A 20,204-nucleotide genomic window follows, 5' to 3' on the forward strand; every position below is an offset into this window, starting at 1 on the left:
GGAGCGGGTTTACCCGCGAAGAGGCCAGAACAGGCAACCACCCACGGTCAGCTCAACACATACCCCACCGGCAACAAGGCCGGCGGCAACTGCTGTTCCCCCAATCCGGCCAGCACATCGCGCTCCACCGTGCGCACCATGGCATCGGTCGGCAGGTCGTTCTCATCGCGCCCGAACGGGTCTTCCAGCTCGTTGCCGATCGCATCCAGCCCGAAGAACGTGTACCCCACGATGGTGGTGAACAGTGGTGCCAGCCAGCCCAGCGGCTCGGCCAGGGCAAACGGCAGCAGCAGGCAGAAAATATAGATGGTACGGTGCAGCAGCAGCGTGTAGGGGAACGGCAAGGGCGTGCCCTTGATCCGCTCGCAGGTGGCCTGCACTTCGGTCAGGCCCACCAGGCGTTGTTCCAGCAGGTTGTAGCGCCATTCGCTGATCTGTTGCTGCGCGGCCAACCGTGAACAGTGTTCGCCGATTTCACGCAGGATACCGTCGCACACATTGTGCGGGCTGATCGCATCGGCCTGGGCCAGCCACGGTCTGGCAGCTGCCCGTTCGTCCTCGTTACGCAGCCGGGCATTGAGTGCATGAGCGAAGCCACACAAGTTGCGCAGCAGTTCGTTGCGCAGTGTTTCGTCGGCGATCACCATGCTTTCGCGCACGAACGAGCGAGTTTCTATAATCAGCTTGCCCCAGGCCTTGCGCCCCTCCCACCAACGGTCGTAGCACGCGTTGTTGCGAAAGCTCATGAAGATCGACAGCGACAGGCCCAGTAAGGTGAATGGCGTGGCGCTGACCGGGTAGAAATACGCCGGAAAATGCCGCTCGACCAGCACGATCAGCGCGGCCAGCAGTGTCACCGTCAGGCAGCGCAGGGCAATGCGTTTGACGATCGACCCCTTGAGGGTGAACAGCACGCGCAGCACATCGGGGGAGGGCGGGACGATCATGGAAGTCCTGAGACGGCTGCTCAGCCGCCGGTCATGTTCATGAAGCGCAGGATCTGCACATCGCCACCGACTTCGAAGTGATGGCGATAGGGCTTGAGGTGCAGCGAGTCGCGAATGGCCTTTTCCAGGCGTTCGGGGTTGCCAGGATGGGCGCGCAGCACGTGCTTGAGGTCTACCGAGTGTTCGTTGCCCAGGCACAACAGCAGGCGGCCTTCGACGGTAAGGCGTACGCGGTTGCAGGTGGCGCAGAAGTTGTGGCTGTGCGGTGAAATGAAGCCGACCCGGGTGTTTTTGGCTTCGGCCAGGCGCCAGTAGCGGGCCGGCCCCATGGACGATTCGGTCGATTCGATCAGCGTGAACTGCTCGGCCAGGCGTTCACGAACTTCATCGCTGGAGCAGAACGATTCGTCACGTTCATGCTCGCTTATCACCCCCAGCGGCATTTCCTCGATGAAGGTGATGTCCAGCTCGCGTTCGATGGCAAAGCGCACCAGATCGACCAGTTCATGGTCGTTACGGCCTTTGAGTACCACGCAGTTGAGCTTGGTGCGTTTGAAACCGGCCTGGCGTGCGGCGTCGATGCCGGCGATTACCTGGGCAAGGTCGCCGGTGCGGGTCAGTTGCTTGAAACGGTCGGCATCCAGGCTATCCAGGCTGATGTTCAGGCGTGTCACGCCGGCGTCGAACAGCGGCTGAGCCAGGCGTCCGAGTTGCGAGCCGTTGCTGGTCAGGCACAGCTCGTGCAGGCCGGGCAGGGCGGCGATGCGCCCACACAGGTCGACGATGCCCTGGCGTACCAGTGGCTCGCCACCCGTCAGGCGGATCTTGCGGGTGCCGAGGGCGACAAAGCGCTCGGCCACCTGGAACAGTTCTTCGAGACTGAGGATTTGCTGGCGCGGCAGAAACTGCATGTCTTCGGCCATGCAGTACACGCAACGGAAGTCACAGCGGTCGGTGACCGACATCCGCAGGTAGTCGATTTTCCGGTTGAAGCCGTCGATCAGGGCCCGGCTGTTCTGTTCCACGTTCGCACTCGAATCTCGAAGGGGTTGGGGCATGACTCCAAGCTATAACCTGGGGGCAGGGGCGTCAAATTGCTTTGTCCTACTGGTTGATCGATGGCCTCTATCACTCGGCTTGGCATTTTCAGCGCCAGTGAGATCGAGCGCCGCCCGCGCGGCGCATCGCGAGCTACGCTCGCTCCTACGTTTGTTTCGGGCCAATGATGCCTGGGGGATTTGCGCGCGCACGCCTTGGTGCATGGCTCGATATCGCGTCGCACAAACCAGGCGGTCGCGCGCGCCTTGGCGCATGGCTCGATCTCGCGTCGTACAAACCAGGCGGTCGCGCGCGCCTGTCACAGGCGTCACTGGCCCGAAACAAACGTAGGAGCGAGCGCAGCTCGCGATGCGCCGCGCGGGCGGCGCTCGATCTCACTGACGCTGAAGATGGCACGGCAAGCACCAGGAAGCCCATGATCGAAACCGCTTATCACGCCGTAAGATCTTTCGATTGGACGCCCCCTCCCCACGCTCCATAGGCTGGAAAAAAGCATCGAAGCGTGAGGATTCATCGCATGAGCCAGGACGAACACATCAGGGACTACAAGGGCGCCGCCGCCGGCTGGGGGGCGCTGAAAAGCGTGACCAAGAGCTGGCTGGGCAGCGAAAATGCCTTCAAGAACCTGCGGGCCATGCTCAAGACCAACCAGAACGGCGGCTTCGACTGCCCCGGCTGTGCCTGGGGCGAGTCGCCGGAAAGCGACATGGTCAAGTTCTGCGAGAACGGCGCCAAGGCGGTCAACTGGGAAGCCACCGGCCGCTCGGTCGACCCGGCTTTCTTCGCCAAATACAGCGTCAGCGCGTTGAAGGAGCAGACCGACTACTGGCTCGAATACCAGGGCCGCCTCACCCACCCGATGCGTTACGACGCCGCCACCGACCACCTTGTCGAAACCACCTGGCAGGAGGCCTTCGAGCTGGTCGCCAGGCACCTGCATGCGCTTCAGTCGCCAGATGAGGCCGAGTTCTACACCTCGGGCCGGGCCAGCAACGAGGCGGCGTTCCTCTACCAACTGTTCGTGCGCGCTTACGGCACCAACAACTTCCCTGATTGCTCGAACATGTGCCACGAAGCCAGCGGCGCGGGCATGTCGGAAACCCTCGGGGTGGGCAAGGGCACCGTGGTGTTCCACGACCTGGAACTGGCCGACGCGATCTTCGTCATTGGCCAGAACCCCGGCACCAACCACCCGCGCATGCTCGAACCCCTGCGGGAAGCGGTCAAGCGTGGTGCCCAGGTAGTCTGCTTCAACCCGCTGAAAGAGCGTGGCCTCGAGCGCTTCCAGCACCCGCAGCACCCGTTCGAAATGCTCAGCAACGGCTCCGAGCCGACCTCCAGTGCCTACTTCCGCCCGGCCTTGGGTGGGGACATGGCGGCAATGCGCGGCATTGCCAAATATTTGTTGCAATGGGAGCGCGAGGCGCAGGCCAAGGGCGAGCCGGCGGTGTTCGACCATGCCTTCATCGCCGAGCACACCAGCGGCGTCGACGATTACCTGGCGACGGTGGACGCCACGTCCTGGGAGCACATCGTCAAACAGTCGGGCTTGACCCTGGCCGAGATCGAGCTGGCCGCCCGCATGTATCGCAAGGCCGAACGGGTCATCATGTGTTGGGCCATGGGCGTCACCCAGCATCGCCATTCGGTGCCGACCGTGCAGGAAATCGTCAACCTGCAGCTGCTGCGCGGCAACGTCGGCAAACCCGGCGCAGGCCTGTCGCCGGTGCGTGGCCACAGCAACGTGCAGGGTGACCGTACCATGGGCATTGATGAGAAGCCGTCGGCGGCGCTACTCGATGCCATCGAACAACGTTTCCAGTTCAGTGTGCCGCGTACCCATGGGCACAACGCGGTGTTGGCGATCAAAGCCATGGAAGAGGGACGGGCCAAGGTGTTCATCGGCTTGGGCGGCAACTTTGCCCAAGCCACCCCGGACACCGCGCGCACCCACGCGGCGCTGCAGAACTGCGCGTTGACCGTGCAGATTTCCACCAAGCTCAACCGCTCGCACCTGGTCACCGGCCGCGATGCGCTGATCCTGCCGTGCCTGGGCCGTACCGAAATCGACCTGCAGGCCGAAGGGCCGCAAGGCGTGACTGTGGAGGACACCTTCAGCATGGTGCACATCTCCCACGGCCAGTTGCGCCCACGCTCGCCGCATATGCGCTCGGAGCCCTGGATCATCGCCGGTATGGCCAAGGCTACGCTGGGTAACCAGCCGATAGACTGGGAGTTTGCGGTGGCCGACTACAGCCGTATTCGTCAGATGATCGCAGACGTTATCCCTGGTTTCGCCAGCTTCAATGAGCGCTTGCAGCAGCCGGGCGGTTTCCACCTGGGTAACACCGCCGCCGATCGCAACTTCCGAACGGCCACGGGCAAGGCCCGGTTCATGCCCCACGCGCTGCCCGAGGAGCTGGTCAATGCCAAGGTGCTGGCCCGGGGTGACAAACCCGACCTGATCCTGCAGACCCTGCGCTCGCACGACCAGTACAACACCACCCTGTATGGCCTGGACGACCGCTACCGTGGGGTGTTCGGCCTGCGTGAAGTGGTGTTCGTCAATGAGGCGGACATCCGTCGCCTGGGCTTCGAACCGGGTGAGCAGGTGGACCTTGTGTCGTTGTGGGAGGATGGCGTGGAGCGGCGGGTGTCGGGGTTCCGCCTGGTGGCGTATGACGTGCCGGAGGGGCAGGCGGCGGCGTATTACCCGGAAACCAACCCGTTGGTACCGCTGGAAAGCTATGGTGAGGGGACCTATACCCCGACCTCGAAATTCGTGGCGATCAAGGTCGTGAAAGCCAAGGCGGGGAACCGCATTGCGGCGGTGTTGGCCTCGGATTGATGGGGTGCCTGTACTGGCCCCTTCGCGGGTGAACCCGCTCCTACAGGACCCCACAGCGCTTGAGGTTGAGGTGACCCTGTAGGAGCGGGCGAGCCCGCGAAGAATCCAGCACCAGTCAGGCGCGATGCACCGGGTAAGCCGTGGTGTACTTCATCTGCTCCATGGCAAAACTGGAGGTGATGTTCGATAGCCCGTCGGTACGGGTAATCAGCTTTTTGTAAAACCGGTCATACGCCGCGATATCGCCCACCACCACCCGCAGCATGTAGTCCCAGTCGCCGGACATGCGGTAGCACTCCATCACTTCCTCGAACCCGGTGACGGTCGCGGCAAACTGCTCCAGCCAGGCGCTGTCGTGGCGCTGGGTCTTGAGCTGGACGAACACAGTAAGCCCCAGCCCCAGCCGTTCGGGGTCCAGCAGGGCGACACGGCCGAGTATGTAGCCGTCTTCTTCCAGGCGCTTGACCCGCTTCCAGCACGGTGTGGTGGACAGGTTGACGGCCTCGGCCAGGTCCTTCAGCGAGATCGAGGCATCACGCTGTAGCAGGGTAAGAATGTGCTGGTCGAAACTGTCCATATCGTGCGCTGGCCGTGCAGAAAAATATTTCACAGATTACCCCAAGGCCAGACGATTTGGGTTGTGCGATAGTTGCAGCTTTCATTCTGCCAATGGGCCTGACCATGTCCGACAAGCCGCGCAATTTCGCCACCCGTACCATTCACGCCGGCGAGCAGTTCAGCGTTGCCGATAACGCCATTTTCCCGGCCATCGTCACCGCCAGTTCGTTCACCAAGCGCAGCCTGGATGACAAGCCGGAATATTCCTATAGTCGCGTCGGCAACCCCACCCGGCATGCCTACGAAACCTGTGTCGCTGCCCTGGAAGAAGGCGTGGGCGCTGTGGCCTGCGCCTCGGGAGTCAATGCCACCGCAACCGTGCTTGAGCTGCTGCCCAAGGATGCCCACGTGGTGGTGATGAACGGCGTGTACGGTGGCACATTCCGCATCATGGAAGATTACCGCAGCCGCACCTCGGGGCTGACCACCACCTATGTCGATCTCAACGACCTTGAAGCCGTAGCGGCTGCGATCAAGCCGGAAACCCAGCTGATCTGGATCGAATCGCCGACCAACCCGTTGCTGCACCTGGTCGACATCAAGGCGGTATGCGACCTGGCCAGGGCGCGGGGAATTCTTACCTGTATCGACAACACGTTCTGCTCACCGTGGAACCAGCGCCCGATCACCTTGGGCGTGGACTTGGTGATGCACTCGGCCAGCAAGTACATCGGTGGCCACTCCGACCTCACCGGCGGTGTGGTGGTGGCAGCCAATGACGCGCTGCTGGCCCGCCTGCGCCGTATCAGCATGGCGATTGGTGCGGTGCAGGGACCGTTCGACTGCTACCTGGCCCTGCGCGGCCTGAAAACCCTGGATGTGCGCATGGAGCGCCAGTGCGCCAATGCCCTGCAGGTGGCGCGCTTCCTGGAAGGCCACGCGCAGGTCGAGCAGGTCTTTTACCCGGGGCTGGAAAGCCACCCACAGCATGAACTGTGCAAACGCCAGATGCGCAGTGGCGGGGCAGTGGTGGCGATGAAGGTCAAGGGCGACCGCGCCGCGCTCAACCGCCTGGTAGAGGCACTGCAGATTTTTGTGCTGGCTGACTCGCTGGGCGGGGTGGAGAGCATGATCAACCATTCCTGGAGCATGTCGCACTGCTCGCTGAGCCCGGAGCAGAAAGGGGTGATGGGTATCAGCGAAAACCTGCTGCGGTTGTCGGTAGGTATCGAGGATTACCGTGACCTGGTCGAGGACCTGGATGGGGCGTTGAAAGCGCTGGTTGCTGTGTAAGGGCTGCTGGCCTCTTCGCGGTCAAGCCCGCTCCTGCAGGTGTCGTGTTTCAATGTAGGAGCGGGCTTGCCCGCGAAGAGGCCGGCGGATTCAATAGATGCCTGTCAGGATTTGGGCGGATGAATGATCCGTTCGATCTTGTCCTTGATCAGCAACCTTTCCTTGCGCAGGCGGTTGACGGCCTCGTCGTTGGTACCGTTGCCTTCGGCGGCGACCACCTCCTTGTCCTTGGCGTTGTACTCCTTGTGCAGTTTGTGCAGGTCCTGATCCTTGTCAATGAGCGCCTGGAATGCATCAGCGGTAACGTGCAGGTCAGCGAGCAGATCATGCGGAACTGGCATTTCTTCACCTCTGTCAGGGTTGTCGGTAAGGCTCTGATCACTGAGGATAGCTGTCTTTGCGCAGGCTTGTGGCCGCTGCCCAGGCTGAATGGCAGCTGAATGATTTTGAGATTATTTGTAAAAGACGCACCTTCACGAAATTGTTACCGTCTTTTTCACAAAAATTTGATGGCGCCCTTTCTAGAGTTCGCCCAACTTTCCCACGGTGCCTTCTGGCCTGGGGGTTGAAAATCACTCTTGATTGCGAACGCTGATGCTCAACTTCAAATCCCTGCGGACTGAATGGGTCACGCTGCTGGCCAGTCTTTACCTGCTGATCGGCTTCAACATGTTCCTCTGGGAGCACCTGCAAGCCGCGGTTCCTGCCGGCCTGTCGGGGTTGTGGCTAAGCCTGGCGTTTGCCATGCTGATGCTCTTCGCCTTCAATCTGATCCTCACGTTACTTGCTTTCCGATATGTATTGAAGCCGGTACTTATCGTGTTGTTCATGAGTGGCGCAGGCGTGGCTTACTTCATGAACCAGTACGGTGTACTTATTGATACCGGTATGTTTCGTAATATGGCCGAGACCAATATTGCGGAAGTGCGCGACTTGATGTCGTTCAAGTTTGCCGCATATATCCTGCTGCTGGGTGTGCTGCCTTCGGTGCTGCTGTGGAAGGCGAAGATCGCTTACCGCCCCTGGCACCGCGAGCTGCTGGGCAAGTTGGTGGTCAGTGGCGCCTGTGTAGTGACCATCGGCTCGGTCGCCTTGGTCAATTATCAGGGGCTGTCGTCGCTGTTTCGCAATCACCATGAACTGCGCCTGATGCTCACCCCCAGCAATATCGTCGGGGCTTCCATTGGTTATGTCAGCGAGCGTGTCGGTACGGCCTCGCGCCCGTTCCAGCATTATGGCGAAGATGCCAAGCGTGATGCGGCCTGGCAAAAACATGAGCGCAAGTCGCTGACCGTGCTGGTGGTCGGGGAAAGTGCCCGGGCAGACCATTTCGGCGTGCTGGGCTATGACCGCGATACCACGCCGAATCTCGCCAAGGAGCAGGGCCTGCTGGCGTTTTCCGACGTGCACTCGTGTGGTACGGAAACGGCGGTTTCGGTGCCTTGCATGTTCTCGGGCATGAAGCGCAGGGACTACGATGCCCGGGTAGCGAAAAACCGTGAAGGGCTGTTGGACATTCTCCAGCGTGCCGGCCTGGCCGTGCAGTGGCGTGACAACCAGTCGGGCTGCAAAGGCACCTGCGATCGCGTGCAGTTCATTGATGTCAGCAACCTCAAGGATCCGCAGCTGTGCGCCAATGGCGAATGCCATGACCAGATCCTGCTGCAAGGCCTGGACGCGCTGATCGACAACCTCGACAAGGACACCGTGCTGGTGCTGCACCAGATGGGTAGCCACGGCCCCGAGTACTTCAAGCGCTACCCCAGTGACGACGAGCGCTTCACCCCGGTGTGCCAAAGCAACGCGTTGAACCAGTGCAGCAAGGAGGAAATCATCAACGGGTACGACAACACCCTTGCTTACACCGACAAGGTGCTGGCCTCGCTGATCGATATCCTGCGCAGCAAGCAAGACAAGGTCGACACGGCGATGATCTACCTGTCCGACCACGGCGAGTCGCTGGGCGAGTACAACCTGTTCCTGCACGGTACGCCGTACGCCATCGCTCCCGAGCCGCAGAAGCATGTGCCGCTGCTGACCTGGTTCTCTGACAGCTACAAGGAGGACTTCGGCGTCGATACCGACTGCCTGGCCCGGCTCAGCGATGCCCCGCTGTCCCAGGACAACCTGTTCCACTCGATGCTTGGCTTGTTGCAGGTACACACCGAACTCTACCAGCAGTCGCTGGACATGTTCGCCAGTTGCCGGCCCTGGCTGGCGGCCAAGCGCTGAAGCCAGTCGCGTGTCATGCAAGCTTGCGCGGTCCCTGTGGGAGCGGGCAAGCCCGCGAACCCGGGCCAAGCCCGTGCCATACACCGTGTTGCCTTCTTCGCGGGCGCGCCCGCTCCCACAGGGTGGACTGCTCCCGAAAAGCTGGACAGTTTCACCAGCAGTGCCCGCGCCGTATATACTGCGCGCCAATGTTAGTGGGAGAGCCTTGTGGCCATCGAAATTCACTGGATCCGTGACGACCAGAGCCTGGCCGAACACTGCCGCGACTGGCACCAGTTGCCGTTCGTCGCCGTCGACACCGAATTCATGCGGGTCGACACCTTCTACCCGAAAGCCGGGCTGATTCAGATCGGCGACGGCCAACGCGCCTTCCTGATCGACCCGCTGCTGATCAGCAACTGGCAACCCTTGGCCGACCTGCTGGAAGACAGCGGTGTGGTCAAGGTGCTGCACGCCTGCAGCGAAGACCTTGAAGTGCTGCTGCGCCTGACCGGCAAGCTGCCTCAACCGCTGTTCGACACTCAGCTGGCCGCCGGTTACCTGAACCTGGGCTTCTCCATGGGCTATTCGCGCCTGGTGCAGGAAGTGCTGGGCATCGAATTGCCCAAAGGCGAAACCCGCTCTGACTGGCTGCAACGCCCGCTCTCGGAAACCCAGGTCAGCTACGCTGCCGAAGATGCCGTGCACCTGGCCGAGCTGTTCACCGTGCTGCGCCCGCGGCTGAGTGACGACAAGTACGCCTGGGTGCTGGAAGACGGCGCCGAGCTGGTGGCTGCGTTGCGCCGTGAAGTCGAGCCCGAAAGCCTGTATCGCGACGTCAAGCTGGCCTGGAAGCTGGCGCCTCAACAACTGGCAGTGCTGCGTGAGCTGTGCGCCTGGCGCGAGCGCGAGGCGCGCAACCGCGATGTCCCGCGCAATCGTATCCTCAAGGAGCACTCGCTGTGGCCCATGGCCAAGAGCCAGCCGAACAACCTGTCGGCCTTGGCCAAGATCGACGAGATGCACCCGCGCACCATTCGTCAGGACGGTGAGTTCCTCATCCAGCTGATCAAGCGCGCCGCCAGCCTGCCTGCCGAGCAATGGCCAGCGCCCTTGCCCGAGCCGCTGCCGATCGAGGCTGCCGGCCTCCTCAAGCAGTTGCGTGCCATCGGCCAGGCCGAAGGCGAGCGCCTGGGGATTGCGCCCGAGCTGATGCTGCGCAAGAAAGCCCTGGAGGCGCTGCTCAAGAGCGGTTACCCCAATGGCCCTTATCAACTGCCCGATTCGCTGCGCGGCTGGCGCCGTGAGCGCATGGGCCAGGCCCTGCTGGACAACCTGGCAGGTGCCGGAGAAACCCGATGAAACGCATTTGCTCGATCTACAAGAGCCCACGCAAGAACGAAATGTACCTGTACGTGCTCAAGGCTGACGGCCTGGAGCGCGTGCCTGAAGGCCTGCTGCCGTTTTTCGGCACCCCCGTTCACGCTTTCGACCTGGTGCTCAGCCCTGAGCGCAAGCTGGCCCGCGAGGACATCAGCAAGGTGCTGGAGAACCTCGAAAGCCAAGGTTACCACCTGCAGATGCCGCCGCTGGAAGATGAGTACATCGAGCACCTGCCCGAAGAGCTGCTGCGCCGTAACGACCCCGTCTGACCATGCGCGTACTGATTGCTGAGCATGACCATGCTCGATACGCCGAGCTTTTGCGCGCAGCCGCGCCTGAAGTGGAAGTTCTGACCAGCGGCGACTCTGCCGAACTCGCCCGCCAGGCACCGCAGTGCCCGGTGTGGCTGGGCCAGCCGGACTTGCTGGCAAGTCTGCTGCGCCAAGGCCATAAGCCTGCCTGGATGCAGTCGACCTGGGCCGGTATCACGCCGTTGTTGGCCGATGGCCTGCCGCGTGATTACCGCCTGAGCCGGGCAGTGGGTATCTTCGGGCAAGTGATGGCCGAGTACATGCTCACCTATATGCTAGGCCATGAGCGTGAGGTGCTTGCGCGCCTGGTCAGCCAGGTCGAGCGGCGTTGGGATGACCACCCGGGGCGCAGCCTGGAAGGGCGCAAGGTTCTCATTGTGGGTGTAGGTGACATTGGTCAGCGTGTGGCCGAGTTCCTGCAGCCGTTTGGTGTGGAGCTTTACGGGGTCGCCAGCAGCGCCCGTGAGCAGGCGCCGTTCGTCGAGGTGGCGGCGCTGGTCGACCTGCCGCGCATGGTCGGCCAGGTCGATTACGTGCTGAACCTGCTGCCCGATACCCCGGCGACTCATGACCTGTATGACGCAGCGCTGTTCAAGTGCTTCCAGCCCTCGGCCTTGTTCATCAACGCCGGCCGTGGTGTGGCGGTGGTCGATGCCGATCTGGTTGAGGCGCTGAAGGCGGGCCATCTGGCCGGTGCGGTAATCGATGTGTGCCGCCAGGAGCCGCTGCCCAAGCAACACCCGTTCTGGACCGCCTGGGGCTTGCTACTGACCGGGCACAGCTCGGCGCCCACCTCGCCGGCGGCGATGGTGCGTTTGTTTGTCGAGAACGTGCGGGCTTATGAAGCGGGGCAGGGGTTGCGGGGAGAAGTGGACTTCGACCGGGGTTATTGAAATGTATGGGCTGTGTCGAAGGTGTGCCATAGCGCCGAAGCCTGTTGCGCCTGGCTGCGATTGAACGGCACCACTGCGTGTCGGCGTGACTGACAAGCGGTCTGGCTTTGCCGAAGGCCAGGCTCTAGACTGGCGCCGCCGCGCGCTGTGGCCCCCAAGATGAATGCAGGAACCCCGTGTGATGATCGCTGAAAACGCGCCGTTCTGGCGGCGCAAGACCCTCGAACAACTCAGCCAGCAAGAGTGGGAGTCGCTGTGCGATGGCTGCGGCCTGTGCTGCCTGCAAAAGCTCGAGGACGAAGACGACAACAGCGTCTATTACACCCGCATCGCCTGCAAGTTGCTGGACCTGGATACGTGCCAGTGCAGTGACTACCCCAACCGCTTCGCCCAAGTGCCGGACTGCATCCAGCTTACCCCGGGCAAGGCCGACCAGTTCAAGTGGCTGCCAAGTACCTGTGGTTACCGTCTGGTCAGTGAGGGCAAGGACTTGCCGGCCTGGCATCACCTGGTCTGTGGCGATCGCCAACAGGTCCATGAACAGCGCATTTCACAGTCGGGGCGTATGCTCAGTGAACACGATGTGCACGAAGACGACTGGGAAGACCACCTGATCTTCCGCGCCAGCTGACCGGCGCGACCCGCTGCCCCGGGGAAACAAGGAGTTTCTGTATGCGTTGCCAGCTGTTGTTGCTGTTGGGCCTGATGGCCAGTTCGCCGGCCTGGGCGAAAAAGGTCGACCTCGACTACCAAGTGCGATTGCTGCCTGCCAGTGGCCAGGCTGAAGTGCGCGTTACATTGGCCGAAGGCAGCGTAGTGCGCAGCCTGGACTTCGACCTGAGCAAGGCCGGGGCTTACAGCGGCTTCCAGGCTGATGGGCAATGGCAACTGAAGGGGCAGCGTGGCATATGGCAGCCAGCGGCCGGCAAGACCAGCCTCAGCTACCGCGTGCAGCTGGACCAGAAGCTGGCCAGCGGCGCCTATTCATCACGCGTCACCCCGCACTGGGCACTGTTCCTCGGCGACCAGTTGATACCCCCTGCGCGCCTCGACCAGCAGGACGGTACCGAGTTGGTGGCGCGCCTGGCTTTCGACCTGCCCGAGGGCTGGAAGAGCATCGAAACGTCCTGGCCGCGCATTGGCAAGGGGAAGTTTCGCATCGACAACGTGTCGCGCCTGTTCGATCGCCCGACCGGCTGGATGCTTGCCGGCGACCTGGGCAGCCGCCGCGCTCGCCTGGGCGAGACCGAAGTGACCGTGGCCGCACCGGTGGGGCAGGGCATGCGGCGCATGGACAACCTGACCTTGCTCACATTCGTCTGGCCACAACTACAAGCTGTGTTCCCGCGTAACCCACCCAAGCTGCTTTTGGTCGGGGCGCGTGACGGCATGTGGCGAGGGGCTATGGCTGCGCAGGGCTCGTTGTACCTGAACAGTGCCCGGCCCATGGTCAGCGAAAACGGCAATAGCCCGTTGCTGCGCGAACTGGTGCAACTCTTCGCGCAGATTCACGGGCGTGACGGCAGTGACTGGCTGGTAGAAAGCCTGACCGATTATTACGCCAACGAGTTGCTACGCCGCTCGGGCGGGATGAGTGACGACCGCTACCAGGTCTGGCAGGCGCGCCTGAGCAAGCAGGGCGCCAAGGTCAACCGGCTCAAGGGTGAGCGCGCCAGTCCGGCGCAGGTGGCCCGTGGCGTGATGCTGTTGCAGGCGTTGGACAAGGAAATCCGCATTCACACCCAGGCCAAGCGTTCGTTGGACGATGTGGTGCGTGGGCTGATGCGCCTGCCCAGCGTCAGTACCGAAGACTTTGTGCAGATCAGCGAGAACGTACTGGGGCGGCGTTCCGATGTGCTGCAGAGCAAGGTGCTGCACTAGGTATCCCTGCGCCTGACAATCGGCAGGGCGGCATCGTCTGCAAGTCGCATTTCAAGCGTATCAAGTCGTACCTGGAATACACCGCCGAGCAGAAACTCAGCATTGTTCACGGGGCGAAACCGAGGATGGGGAGCGTGCAGCCAACCATCGTCGGCAACGTTGATCGCGACAACCCATGGTTTGTCGAGGCAATGTTCGGCCCGGTTTCGGTGCTGTTCTGACGGAGCTCAGCACTCGGTCGCCCTGTGTTGGCAGGTCTGTCCTGCCGCCGCAGTGGCGGCCTTTTTATTTGAACTTGGGCCCCGAGCGGGTATTCAGCCCCTTGGCCAAGCGGTCGTACAGCACCACATTCACCGTCGCCGCCAGGTTCATGCAGCCCTCGGTTGGTATGTAGATTGTCTCCTCACACCAGCCCCGCACCTCTTCGCTCAACGAGCCATCCTCTGGTCCGAAGATGTAAATGGCACGGTCCGGATGGGTGTAGTCCGGCAATGGCCGCGCACCCTCCACCAGTTCCACCGCCACTGGCGTGCACCCCAGCGGGATAATGCGCTGCAGGTCGTCGATGCCGATCAGCGGGATGTCGTAGTGCACGCGCTTGGTGTCGGTGACGAAGTCACGCGCGCGCTCATAGCGTTTGCCCGTGTAGAACACCGAATTGACGCCATAGCAGCCCGCGGCGCGCATCACAGAGCCGACGTTTTCTGCCGACTTGGGGTTGAACAGGCCGATGCAGCTGTATCGTTTGTTTGCCACGTACCGGGGCCCTTCGCGAAAAAAAGCGCGATTATACGGGCTGCCCGGTAGCAGCGGGGGGCGAATCGATGGTCAGTCTTTCTTCAGCATGCCCGCCAACCCGGCAAACGGGTTGTGCGTAGCCTTGGCAATGCTCGGGGTGCTGGTGGAGCCTTCGCTGAAGTACTGCTGGTCGGTGTAGCGCGAGTGCTCGTTGTCGTGGCAGTACAGGCACAGCAGCTCCCAGTTGGAGCCGTCCTGAGGGTTGTTGTCGTGGTTGTGGTCACGGTGATGCACGGTCAGCTCGCTCAGGCGCTTGCCGGCGAATTCGCGGGCGCAGCGGCCGCACACGTGCGGGTACATTCTCAGGGCCTTGTCGCGGTAGCCCATTTCCTTGTCGCGCTTGGCATCGGCCAGGATGCGGTCGAGGCGCGCGGTAGCGGCGGCAGAAGAGGTGGAGCTCATGGTGTTTCCTTTGTTCTGATCAGGCAGGTGACGGTTATGCCGTTGAGTCTAGCGCGCTTGCAGGTCAGGCGGACAGGCGAAAGCGTTGATTTAGGCGTAGCCTGTAGCAAGGTTCCCGACAGGAGGTTGCTGATGTTTCACGCGATCCTCGCCGCGCTGTTGATGGCTGGCCTGCCTCTGGCAGAAGCTGCCAGCACGCCACCTCGACTCAATACGCCAGTGCCTGGTGCACCGGGTACGCCCACGCCCACGCCATACCCGCAGATAACTCCGAGTACACCGCCCAAGGCTTATGACAGTCAGCCGGGGGCGCCGTTGTTGCCGCCGATGCCAGTGCCCGGCCCGCCGAAGGACCAGCCATTGCCCGGGTTGCGGCCGGAGCCGCCGAAGCCGCCGAAGCCGCCGGCCCAGAATGATTGAGCATGAGCGGCCCACGCCGTCATCATGTTGGAGCAACTGTCTTGCTCAATTTCTGAAGCTGGCGGGTGTGGGAGCGGGCTTGCCCGCGAACACGGGCGAAGCCCGTGCCATCCACCACGGTGTTGGCTTCGCGGGCTTGCCCGCTCCCACAGTCCAATCGCGCGGGTGCTCAAACCTGGGTTTAGGCAATACCTAGCTCGCCAAACACGAACGCATACTCCAGCGCCACATCTTTCAACCCTTGGTACCGCCCGCTCATCCCACCATGCCCAGCCCCCATCTCGGTCTTGAGCAGCAGCAGGTTGCTGTCGGTCTTGAACGTGCGCAACTTCGCCACCCATTTGGCGGCTTCCCAATACTGCACGCGGCTGTCGTTGTAGCCCGCCACCACCAGCATCGCCGGGTAGGCCTGCGCTTTCAGATTCTCGTACGGCGCATAAGCCTTGATCCGTTCATACACCTCTGGTTCTTCAGGGTTGCCCCATTCGTCGTACTCGGTCACGGTCAGCGGCAGCTCCGGGTCGAGCATGGTGTTGAGCACGTCGACGAATGGCACCTCGGCAATGGCGCAGCGGAACAGTTCCGGGCGCAGGTTGAGCACCGCGCCGATCAGCAGGCCGCCAGCGCTGCCACCACTGATGGCCAGGCGGTCGGCGGCCGTCACGCCCTGGCTGATCAGGTGCTCGGCGCAGGCGATGAAGTCGCTGAAGGTGTTGTGTTTGTGCTCCTGCTTGCCGGCGCGGTACCAGGCCTCCCCCAGTTCACCGCCACCCCGCACATGGGCGATGGCAAAGGCCACGCCACGTTCCAGCAGGCTCAGGCGCGCATGTGAGAACCAAGGGTCGAGGCTTTCGCCATAGGCGCCATAGCCGTACAAGTACAGCGGCACGGTCTTGCCCAGGTCCTGGCGGCGGCGTACCAGGCTGATCGGCACCTGGGTGCCGTCCGCTGCGGTTGCCCACAGGCGCTCACTGACATAATCATCGGCATCGAATGCACCGAGCACCGGGGTTTGCTTGAGCACCACCTGGTCGCCCGTGGACAACGCCAGTTGGCGCACCTGGGCCGGGCGGTTGAGCGCTTCGTAGCGCAAGCGTATGCGAGTGCTGGCAAATTCCAGGCTGTCCTGCACGTACAGGCTGTAGGCGGCGTCTGGCAGCTCGACACGGTAGGCCGGCAAACCTTGCGGGTGCACTTCGATGATCGGCAGGCCGCCTTCGCGCAGGCTCAGGGTCAGGGCACCGCTATTCAGGCTGAGGCCTTCGAGCATGACCGCGTCGCGGTGCGCCACCAGCACCTGCCACTGTTCGCGGCTTGGTACTGGCGCGACTGGCGCATGGTACAGGGCGAAGTTGATGCCATCCTGGTTGGTGCGGATGAACCAGCGCCACTGGCCGTCGAGCTGGCCATGGTCGGGGAAGTATTCGTGGCCTTCGACGCGCGGCGCCAGGCAGATGAACGGTGCCTGCGGGGTTTCGGCGTCCAGTACCCAGGCCTCGCTGGTGGTCTTGCTGTTCAGCAGCAGTACCAGCTGGCGCTCGGAACTGGTGCGGTAGCAGTGCAGGAAGAAACGCCCGTCCGGCTCTTCGAACACGGTTTGCGCGGCGTCAGTGCCCAAGGTGTGGCGACGCAGGCGCCATGGGCGGTGGGTGTCGTCAAGCTCAGCGAAGAATAGTGTCTGGCTGTCGTTGGCCCAGGTCAGGCTACCGTCGCAGTCGTCGAAGGGCAGGGTAGTGACACTGCCACTGGCCAGGTCTTTGACGTACAGGGTATAGATTTCGTCGCCGCTGGTGTCGAGGCTGTAGGCCAGCAGGCGGTGGTCGGGGCTGATGCTGAACGCGCCGAGGGAAAGGAAACCGCCGTTGGCCAGGACGTTGGGGTCGAGCAGCAGTTGCTCCTGGCGTTCATCGACGGTGTTCGAGTCATCGGCCGGGCGTGGGCAGCGGTAGTGACGCGGGTATTCGTCGCCGGCGGTGGTACGGGTGTAATACAGGTAGGGGCCCCAGGGCGCCGGCAGTGACAGGTCGGTCTCCAGGATGCGGCCCTTGATCTCTTCGAACAGTTGCTCACGCAACGGGGCCTGGTCGGCCAGGCAGGCTTCCTGGTAGGCGTTTTCAGCTTGCAGGTAGGCGAGGACCTCTGGGGTGTCGCGCTGTTGCAGCCAGGCATACGGGTCGGTTGCCTGGTTGGCTTGGGCAATCGGGGGTTGGGGCTTGGTTGGCATTGAAGATCTCTTGATTGGGGCAAACACTGTCTGCGCCCTGAAAAGTGTTTATCATAGGCAACTCTTTGCCTGGCTTGCACGAACACCATGACCGAGAACGACTACACCTTCGCCTGGGGCCTGTACGCAGTGGCCGCCTTAGGGTGCCTGCTGGTGGGCTTCAAGCTCACCGGCTGGATGTGGCGCTGGCTGCGCGAACCGCTACGGGTGGTGCTGGCGGTGCTGCTGCTGACCCCGACCATCGTCGATCCGGTCAAGGACAGCTTCGCCCCGGCAATCGCCATCACTGCGCTGGATGTTGCCTTCAAGGTCGGCAACAACGCCTGGCGCGCTGTGTCCGACTTCGTCATGTACGGCATGATCGCTTTCGGCCTGTACTTCCTCTTCGTCCTGCTGCGCTGGCCGCTTGAAAAGCGCGCGCACGCACGCCGTGAACAGGCCGAAGCCGCTGCCAAGCGTCAGCTGGCCGAGGATGATCAGCTCGGCGCCCAAGCGCCGCTGGCAGCCGAGCGCAGCGACCGTTACCGTGACGACTCGCCGCCAGCCGCTGCGCGTGGCGCAGGCCGGGTCGAACCACGCCTGTAAACGGAGACACTCCGATGTGCGAACTGCTGGGCATGAGTGCCAACGTCCCTACCGACATCGTTTTCAGCTTCACCGGCCTGATGCAGCGGGGCGGGCGTACCGGCCCGCACCGTGACGGCTGGGGGATAGGCTTTTACGAAGGCCGCGGGCTGCGCCTGTTCCAGGACCCGGCTGCGAGCAGCGAGTCGGAAGTGGCCAACCTCGTGCAGCGCTACCCGATCAAAAGCGAAGTGGTGATTGGTCATATCCGTCAGGCCAATGTCGGCAGGGTGTGCTTGTCCAATACCCACCCGTTCGTGCGGGAAATGTGGGGCCGTAACTGGTGCTTCGCGCACAACGGCCAGCTGGGTGACTTCAAGGGCCTGGCCAGTTTCTACCGGCCAGTGGGCGACACCGACAGCGAAGCGGCCTTCTGTGACCTGCTCAACCGCATCCGCAGCGCTTTCCCGGAACCGGTGCCGGTGGAACAGCTGCTGCCAGTGCTGGTCGAAGCCTGTGCCGGCTACCGTGGTCAGGGCGTATTCAACTGCATGCTCAGCGACGGCGACTGGCTGTTCTGCTTTTGCTCGACCAAGCTGGTGCACATTACCCGCCGTGCGCCATTTGGTGCCGCACGGTTAAAGGATGTCGACCTGATCGTCGATTTTCATACCGAAACCACCCCCAACGACGTGGTCACGGTGATTGCCACCGAGGCCCTGACCGAGAACGAGTCCTGGCACCGCTACGCACCGGGTCAGTGGGCCCTGTGGCGGCACGGCGAGTGCGTGGCGCACGGCCAGAGCTAAGGACGCCTGCATGTTCAGAAGTTACCTTCGATTGCTGTTGTTCACCTTCGGCCTGCTGGCCGGTATTCAGGTCCCGGGGCTGGTCAAGGACTATAGCCAGCGGGTCGAGGCGCACTTGTTCGAATCGCGCGAGGCGCTCGATGGGTTCCGGCAAACGGCCGAGCGCTTTTTCAAGGGCGACTTGCAGGCGCTGCTGCAGCACTACCGCAGCAGCGATGACCCGGTGTTCATCAGTGACGCCAACAGCATCGAAAGCCTGATGATCCGCAACGAACTGCTGGAAAATGAATGGCAGGTGCTGCAAGGGTCATGGGCCGAGCGTACCTGGCATGTGCTGGTGCAGGCCGACCCGCAGTTGCGCGAAGAAACCCTCAATGGCTACAGCTACCAGATTCTACTGGTGCCCGAGGCGATCGGCTGGGGGGTTGGTGCCGGTTTTGTGCTGGCGTTTGTGGTCGAAAGCCTGTTGCTGGGGATTGGCTGGCTGATCCTGGGCGGGCGGCGCAGGGTGGTGAAAGAGAGCTGGCGCTAAGTTCTGCTGTACCTGTACCGGCCCTTTCGCGGGCCTGCCCGCTCCCACAGGATTATCACAGGCCTGGCGGGAGTGGGAGCGGGCGAGCCCGCGAAAGGGCCGGTACAGGCAGAGACCGTCGTTCAGACCAGCACGATCCGCTGCCCACCCACATCCCGCGCATAACGCTCCAGCACCTGCCGGCAAACCCCAACCACCTCATCTACCAACGCCACCCCGGTCTGCCACGCCACCACCAGCTCCAGGCTCGGCGGCGGCCGCAACCCTTCCAGCAGCACCAGCTCGCCCCGGCCCAAGTCGGCATCCACCAGCGCCGGCGGTAGCGCGCCAATGCCAAAGCCGTCGCGCAACAGCCGGGTAATCGCCGCCACCGAGTTCACGCAATTCAACCGCGGCGCCTCTGCCCCCGCAGTCTGCAGCAAGCTCAGTACCTCCTGGTGCGGCCGTGAATTCTTCGAGAAGGTGATGATACGCTCGCGCCCAAGTTCGGCCAGCGACGCATAGTCCCGGTGCTGGTGGGCGCCTGCGGCTACCACCCAGCCCATTGGGTAGCGCGCCAGGTCGAGGCTGCGGATCGATTGCTCGCGTAGCAAGTCGGTCTGCAAAATCACGTCAAGAAAACCCTTCTGCAACTGCTCGCGCAAGTTCAGCGCGGTGTCGGCCACCAGTTCGATTTCCACCTGCGGGTATCGCTCGCTCAACTCCGCCACCAGTGCGCTCATCCAGGTGTGGATCACAGTATCCATCACCCCGATGCGAATGCGCCCGACCTTGGCCCGGTCGCTGTCCAGCGATTGCTTCATGGCCTTGGCGGTTTCCAGCATGCGTTCGGCGTATTCCAGTACCTTGCCGCCCTCCGGGGTCAGGCTGACGCCGCGGGAATCGCGCAGCAGCAGCTTCACGCCCAGGTCAGCCTCCAGTGCGGCAATACGGCTGGATACCGAAGCCTGGGTGGTGAACAGCTTTTCTGCCGTCAGGCGGAAGCTCTTGAGCCGGGCGACCCAGACGAAGGTTTCGAGGAAGCGAAGGTTCATGATCAGTTTTTCTTGTTCCAGACCGGCGGTTTTTTTC

General features: G+C 62.6%; 21 protein-coding genes. 13 read left to right on the forward strand and 8 right to left on the reverse strand.

Features of this window, described 5'->3' with window-relative positions; translation table 11 throughout:
- Positions 1–47: 47 nt before the first annotated feature.
- The gene (locus AC3B5Q_RS06530; RefSeq protein WP_021783364.1) at positions 48–947 is read right to left on the reverse strand and encodes a bestrophin family protein; all 900 of its coding nucleotides are present in this window, start codon (positions 945–947) and stop codon (positions 48–50) included.
- Positions 948–967: 20 nt separating this feature from the next.
- Positions 968–1,972: a GTP 3',8-cyclase MoaA gene (gene moaA, locus AC3B5Q_RS06535; RefSeq protein ID WP_021783365.1), complete on the reverse strand. Its 1,005-nt coding sequence runs from the start codon at positions 1,970–1,972 to the stop codon at positions 968–970.
- Positions 1,973–2,523: 551 nt separating this feature from the next.
- On the opposite strand from moaA, the gene AC3B5Q_RS06540 reads away from it, so the two are divergent.
- Complete coding sequence (locus AC3B5Q_RS06540) at positions 2,524–4,854, forward strand: FdhF/YdeP family oxidoreductase (RefSeq protein WP_488392945.1); 2,331 nt, start codon at positions 2,524–2,526, stop codon at positions 4,852–4,854.
- Between the two features lie 115 nt (positions 4,855–4,969).
- Here AC3B5Q_RS06540 and AC3B5Q_RS06545 read toward each other — a convergent pair whose 3' ends face one another.
- On the reverse strand, positions 4,970–5,431 hold the full coding sequence (locus AC3B5Q_RS06545) for an Lrp/AsnC family transcriptional regulator (protein ID WP_003254691.1): 462 nt from the start codon (positions 5,429–5,431) through the stop codon (positions 4,970–4,972).
- Positions 5,432–5,523: 92 nt separating this feature from the next.
- Between AC3B5Q_RS06545 and AC3B5Q_RS06550 the strand changes: the two genes are divergently transcribed.
- Positions 5,524–6,705, forward strand: coding sequence for a trans-sulfuration enzyme family protein (locus AC3B5Q_RS06550; RefSeq protein WP_028697741.1), 1,182 nt, complete (start codon positions 5,524–5,526; stop codon positions 6,703–6,705).
- A gap of 104 nt (positions 6,706–6,809) precedes the next feature.
- Here AC3B5Q_RS06550 and AC3B5Q_RS06555 read toward each other — a convergent pair whose 3' ends face one another.
- A complete protein-coding gene (locus AC3B5Q_RS06555) occupies positions 6,810–7,046 on the reverse strand; it encodes an HP1242/YdcH family protein (protein ID WP_016391913.1) in 237 nt (78 codons plus the stop codon).
- Positions 7,047–7,299: 253 nt separating this feature from the next.
- Here AC3B5Q_RS06555 and AC3B5Q_RS06560 point away from each other — a divergent pair, with 253 nt between their 5' ends.
- From AC3B5Q_RS06560 to AC3B5Q_RS06590, 7 genes are all read left to right on the forward strand, one after another.
- Positions 7,300–8,937, forward strand: coding sequence for a phosphoethanolamine transferase (locus tag AC3B5Q_RS06560; RefSeq protein ID WP_021783368.1), 1,638 nt, complete (start codon positions 7,300–7,302; stop codon positions 8,935–8,937).
- Between the two features lie 207 nt (positions 8,938–9,144).
- Entirely contained in the window at positions 9,145–10,278 is a 1,134-nt protein-coding gene (gene rnd / locus AC3B5Q_RS06565; RefSeq protein WP_021783369.1) for a ribonuclease D, read from the forward strand.
- Positions 10,275–10,568 carry a YcgL domain-containing protein gene (locus AC3B5Q_RS06570; protein WP_021783370.1) on the forward strand — a complete coding sequence of 98 codons (294 nt, stop codon included), beginning with the start codon at positions 10,275–10,277 and terminating at the stop codon, positions 10,566–10,568. Before rnd ends, AC3B5Q_RS06570 begins: the two co-directional genes overlap by 4 nt.
- Before the next feature lie 2 nt (positions 10,569–10,570).
- Positions 10,571–11,503, forward strand: a complete 933-nt coding sequence (locus tag AC3B5Q_RS06575) for a D-2-hydroxyacid dehydrogenase (protein WP_021783371.1) — start codon at positions 10,571–10,573, stop codon at positions 11,501–11,503.
- A 181-nt stretch (positions 11,504–11,684) separates the two neighbouring features.
- Positions 11,685–12,134, forward strand: a complete 450-nt coding sequence (locus AC3B5Q_RS06580; RefSeq protein WP_028697742.1) for a YcgN family cysteine cluster protein — start codon at positions 11,685–11,687, stop codon at positions 12,132–12,134.
- A 41-nt stretch (positions 12,135–12,175) separates the two neighbouring features.
- On the forward strand, positions 12,176–13,384 hold the full coding sequence (locus AC3B5Q_RS06585; protein WP_021783373.1) for a hypothetical protein: 1,209 nt from the start codon (positions 12,176–12,178) through the stop codon (positions 13,382–13,384).
- Positions 13,385–13,386: 2 nt separating this feature from the next.
- Positions 13,387–13,605 (forward strand): aldehyde dehydrogenase family protein, encoded by a 219-nt coding sequence (locus AC3B5Q_RS06590; protein ID WP_135192473.1) that lies wholly within the window; start codon positions 13,387–13,389, stop codon positions 13,603–13,605.
- 64 nt (positions 13,606–13,669) lie between these two features.
- Here AC3B5Q_RS06590 and AC3B5Q_RS06595 read toward each other — a convergent pair whose 3' ends face one another.
- Entirely contained in the window at positions 13,670–14,140 is a 471-nt protein-coding gene (locus AC3B5Q_RS06595; protein ID WP_003254677.1) for an RNA methyltransferase, read from the reverse strand.
- A 72-nt stretch (positions 14,141–14,212) separates the two neighbouring features.
- Entirely contained in the window at positions 14,213–14,584 is a 372-nt protein-coding gene (locus AC3B5Q_RS06600) for a YajD family HNH nuclease (RefSeq protein ID WP_003254676.1), read from the reverse strand.
- Positions 14,585–14,716: 132 nt separating this feature from the next.
- Here AC3B5Q_RS06600 and AC3B5Q_RS06605 point away from each other — a divergent pair, with 132 nt between their 5' ends.
- A complete protein-coding gene (locus AC3B5Q_RS06605; RefSeq protein WP_103444786.1) occupies positions 14,717–15,004 on the forward strand; it encodes a hypothetical protein in 288 nt (95 codons plus the stop codon).
- A gap of 181 nt (positions 15,005–15,185) precedes the next feature.
- Here AC3B5Q_RS06605 and AC3B5Q_RS06610 read toward each other — a convergent pair whose 3' ends face one another.
- Positions 15,186–17,228 carry a S9 family peptidase gene (locus AC3B5Q_RS06610; protein ID WP_488392946.1) on the reverse strand — a complete coding sequence of 681 codons (2,043 nt, stop codon included), beginning with the start codon at positions 17,226–17,228 and terminating at the stop codon, positions 15,186–15,188.
- A gap of 87 nt (positions 17,229–17,315) precedes the next feature.
- Here AC3B5Q_RS06610 and AC3B5Q_RS06615 point away from each other — a divergent pair, with 87 nt between their 5' ends.
- The 3 genes from AC3B5Q_RS06615 to AC3B5Q_RS06625 are packed head-to-tail and all read left to right on the forward strand — an operon-like array spanning position 17,316 to position 19,133.
- Entirely contained in the window at positions 17,316–17,813 is a 498-nt protein-coding gene (locus AC3B5Q_RS06615) for a hypothetical protein (RefSeq protein ID WP_021783376.1), read from the forward strand.
- Positions 17,814–17,827: 14 nt separating this feature from the next.
- Positions 17,828–18,601, forward strand: a complete 774-nt coding sequence (locus tag AC3B5Q_RS06620) for a class II glutamine amidotransferase (RefSeq protein ID WP_021783377.1) — start codon at positions 17,828–17,830, stop codon at positions 18,599–18,601.
- 10 nt (positions 18,602–18,611) lie between these two features.
- Positions 18,612–19,133: a DUF2937 family protein gene (locus AC3B5Q_RS06625; RefSeq protein WP_135192471.1), complete on the forward strand. Its 522-nt coding sequence runs from the start codon at positions 18,612–18,614 to the stop codon at positions 19,131–19,133.
- Positions 19,134–19,255: 122 nt separating this feature from the next.
- Here AC3B5Q_RS06625 and AC3B5Q_RS06630 read toward each other — a convergent pair whose 3' ends face one another.
- On the reverse strand, positions 19,256–20,167 hold the full coding sequence (locus AC3B5Q_RS06630) for a LysR family transcriptional regulator (protein ID WP_031322349.1): 912 nt from the start codon (positions 20,165–20,167) through the stop codon (positions 19,256–19,258).
- Between the last annotated feature and the right edge of the window lie 37 nt (positions 20,168–20,204).

The organism is Pseudomonas sp. D5(2026), assembly GCF_057766845.1.

Coding starts and splice junctions, on each gene's coding strand:
- AC3B5Q_RS06530 (WP_021783364.1), bottom strand. CDS start 947: ATGATCGTCCCGCCCTCCCCCGATGTGCTGCGCGTGCTGTTCACCCTC.
- AC3B5Q_RS06540 (WP_488392945.1), top strand. CDS start 2,524: ATGAGCCAGGACGAACACATCAGGGACTACAAGGGCGCCGCCGCCGGC.
- AC3B5Q_RS06545 (WP_003254691.1), bottom strand. CDS start 5,431: ATGGACAGTTTCGACCAGCACATTCTTACCCTGCTACAGCGTGATGCC.
- AC3B5Q_RS06550 (WP_028697741.1), top strand. CDS start 5,524: ATGGGCCTGACCATGTCCGACAAGCCGCGCAATTTCGCCACCCGTACC.
- AC3B5Q_RS06555 (WP_016391913.1), bottom strand. CDS start 7,046: ATGCCAGTTCCGCATGATCTGCTCGCTGACCTGCACGTTACCGCTGAT.
- AC3B5Q_RS06560 (WP_021783368.1), top strand. CDS start 7,300: ATGCTCAACTTCAAATCCCTGCGGACTGAATGGGTCACGCTGCTGGCC.
- AC3B5Q_RS06570 (WP_021783370.1), top strand. CDS start 10,275: ATGAAACGCATTTGCTCGATCTACAAGAGCCCACGCAAGAACGAAATG.
- AC3B5Q_RS06575 (WP_021783371.1), top strand. CDS start 10,571: ATGCGCGTACTGATTGCTGAGCATGACCATGCTCGATACGCCGAGCTT.
- AC3B5Q_RS06580 (WP_028697742.1), top strand. CDS start 11,685: ATGATCGCTGAAAACGCGCCGTTCTGGCGGCGCAAGACCCTCGAACAA.
- AC3B5Q_RS06585 (WP_021783373.1), top strand. CDS start 12,176: ATGCGTTGCCAGCTGTTGTTGCTGTTGGGCCTGATGGCCAGTTCGCCG.
- AC3B5Q_RS06600 (WP_003254676.1), bottom strand. CDS start 14,584: ATGAGCTCCACCTCTTCTGCCGCCGCTACCGCGCGCCTCGACCGCATC.
- AC3B5Q_RS06605 (WP_103444786.1), top strand. CDS start 14,717: ATGTTTCACGCGATCCTCGCCGCGCTGTTGATGGCTGGCCTGCCTCTG.
- AC3B5Q_RS06610 (WP_488392946.1), bottom strand. CDS start 17,228: ATGCCAACCAAGCCCCAACCCCCGATTGCCCAAGCCAACCAGGCAACC.
- AC3B5Q_RS06615 (WP_021783376.1), top strand. CDS start 17,316: ATGACCGAGAACGACTACACCTTCGCCTGGGGCCTGTACGCAGTGGCC.
- AC3B5Q_RS06620 (WP_021783377.1), top strand. CDS start 17,828: ATGTGCGAACTGCTGGGCATGAGTGCCAACGTCCCTACCGACATCGTT.
- AC3B5Q_RS06625 (WP_135192471.1), top strand. CDS start 18,612: ATGTTCAGAAGTTACCTTCGATTGCTGTTGTTCACCTTCGGCCTGCTG.
- AC3B5Q_RS06630 (WP_031322349.1), bottom strand. CDS start 20,167: ATGAACCTTCGCTTCCTCGAAACCTTCGTCTGGGTCGCCCGGCTCAAG.